This window comes from Desulfovibrio sp., assembly GCF_019424165.1.
In the GTDB taxonomy this organism is placed as follows: domain Bacteria; phylum Desulfobacterota; class Desulfovibrionia; order Desulfovibrionales; family Desulfovibrionaceae; genus Desulfovibrio.
Window position 1 is genome coordinate 1 of the sequence record NZ_JAHZAA010000071.1, and the last position, 1,914, is coordinate 1,914.

Annotated in this window: 1 protein-coding gene and 1 pseudogene; both read right to left on the reverse strand. The window is 56.0% G+C overall.

Annotated elements, in window-relative coordinates; translation table 11 throughout:
* Positions 1-401: pseudogene (locus QZ377_RS12590) on the reverse strand (translation initiation factor 2); the annotation flags it as partial.
* Between the two features lie 245 nt (positions 402-646).
* Positions 647-1,888: an HD domain-containing protein gene (locus QZ377_RS12595; RefSeq protein WP_291441587.1), complete on the reverse strand. Its 1,242-nt coding sequence runs from the start codon at positions 1,886-1,888 to the stop codon at positions 647-649.
* Positions 1,889-1,914 lie beyond the last annotated feature (26 nt).

A 1,914-nucleotide genomic window follows, 5' to 3' on the forward strand; every position in this document is an offset into this window, starting at 1 on the left:
AGCCGGGCCAGATGCACGGCCCAGGCCAAGGTGCGCTTGCCATCGCGGCTGAGGGAAGGGACCAGAGGCAGCAGGCGCTGGCGCGCGGCAGGGTCTGTCGTGAGGGCTTCTGCCAGAAAGGCCGCAAGGGTGAGCTGTTTTTGCCGGTCGTAGAGCACGTTTTGCGCATCAAACGAGCGAAGAATGCCCGGCAGCGTTTCGGGCCGGTTTTCTTTATAGTAGAATTCCATATCCCGGGCGTAGAATGAAAGTCCTTTTGAAACGGTCAGGGCCGACGCCCCGGATGCGCCCATCAGTATGAAAACCGTGGCGAGAAGCAGAACCCGTATGACGGGCGCGCCCGTCCCGGCATGTAAGAACATGTGGCACAGGCGGGGAAAAAAAGTGGAGTGCAAGTGCATGGCGGCCTGCGGTTGATCCCTTCAAAGAGGTTGAAACATGTTTTTAGAAATATGCGCAGCACTGGTCTGATCTCAATGTCGCTGTAGTCTGGGGCAACGTCATGTTGAAACTGTCCTGATGCCGGCCCGGGCATGCGTTGCCGCGAAGGCATCAGTGTATTTTCTGCACGGTTGACTTGCGCGGCTAAACGTCGAAATGGCATCTTGCAAGGCTTGGGGCGCACGTTCGCGAAGGCTGAACCCCCCTAGTCAAAGTCCGCCAGCAAAGAATCCAGCTTGAGGCATGTAAGCGGGCTTTGCCGCAGCAGAGTAAGCAGGCGCACCCTGGCCTCCAGCAGGTGGGGCGACGAAACGCCGTTGCGGATGGAGCTGTGGGCCTCAAGAAAGGCGGCCAGGTTGTCGCAATCCTTGATAAGACGTCCATCCTTGGGGTCAAGGGCATCGGTGTTGCAGTTTTCCTGCAGGGCGCAGAAATCCGGAACTTTTTCAACCCTGCCGTTGCGCCGCACGCATTCCTGAAATTCGGATTGAACCCCCAGACCGAGATAGTAGGATATGCGTTCCACAAGCGCTGTGAACCCCTGTTGCCGCAGTGGAGCAAAAACACGGCGCTCAAGCTCTTTTTCTTCATATTCCTTGATAATTTTTGGCAGATCCGCCACGGAACGCTTGACCGGAGAGATGATATCGCGGGTGAGCACTTCAGGCAGGTCATGAAAAAGCCCGCAAAAGAAATTGTTGTTGGCTCTGGCGCGGCAGGCGTCGACCGACAGACTGAAAAAATAGGCGAAGCAGGCCACAATAAACATATGTCCCAATACGGACGTTGCGGGAATACGCGGGGCCTGCGTCCAGCGAATCTGAAAGCGCAGTTGCCCGCAGAGGTTGGCAAGGCGGTTCAGGGCTGTACCCTGGGTGCGCATCTGCTCGAGGCCTTTCAGGTCGGTGAACGTATCCAGCCTGTCCACAAAGGATTGCCCGATATCGTCCATTTCGTCATCAAAGTGGCTGTTGAGAGGCTTGATAAGATTGAATTCCCACTGTGAGGCGTACAGGTGTGCGGCAGTGAGTATGCGGCGGGGCAGGCTGCCGTCGTCCGGCGCATGGTGCCAGCGGCACATCCGCTCCCAGAACGGGCCAAGAGGTGACAGCGCCGGTTGCAGGCTTTCCAGCACATGGTCTGTCAACTGGCGGTATTGCTCGGGATTTTCTTTTATCCGGTAAAAGATCGGCGGCTTGATGTCGGTTATGATCAGGCGGTAAAAATAGTCAAAAAGGCCGCCTTCAATAATTTCGCCCGCAAGGCGCGTTCTTTTTTCTTCAGACATGTGGAGTGAGTTTTCATGCCACAGCACACAGGCCAGCAGCATCTTGTGCGCCTGCTTGTCGGTTTCAAGCAGTTCCGCTGGGCGCAACTTGTCGTTCCAGCGCAGAAGGTATGCGCCTGAAAAAATGAGTTGAAGCAAGCTCTTGCGACTATCTGCCATATCTGCTCCAGAGGCCTGTCATAAAA

Coding starts and splice junctions, on each gene's coding strand:
- QZ377_RS12595 (WP_291441587.1), bottom strand. CDS start 1,888: ATGGCAGATAGTCGCAAGAGCTTGCTTCAACTCATTTTTTCAGGCGCA.